The following is a 238-nucleotide window of genomic DNA, read 5'->3' on the forward strand; positions in this document are numbered from 1 at the left end:
TCTATAGGTCCAAGGTAAGCAAAACGAGGTATGGTTTCGCCGCCTTTTTCGACGGTTTCTAAAAACATACTTAGTGGGCGCGCCCAAATACCAAACTCACCATACAAGGCTTGATAAATAACAAGTTGCTCCTCGGTTTCGCTATGGGTGGCAACGTGAATAACTTTGTATTGTGGACCTTTGTAGTGTTGGTATAAACCCGGTTTTAGTGCTGTAGTCATTTGCTGTTCTCTTGTAT

Annotated in this window: 1 protein-coding gene; it reads right to left on the bottom strand. The window is 42.9% G+C overall.

All coding sequences use genetic code 11. The annotated features are described in order from the left end of the window. The coding region (locus tag JFU56_RS22750; protein WP_198439469.1) for a DUF1653 domain-containing protein at positions 1-221 on the bottom strand (221 nt) is incomplete at its 3' end. Positions 222-238: the final 17 nt, after the last annotated feature.

It is taken from the genome of Moritella sp. F3 (assembly GCF_015082335.1).
Taxonomy (GTDB): domain Bacteria; phylum Pseudomonadota; class Gammaproteobacteria; order Enterobacterales; family Moritellaceae; genus Moritella.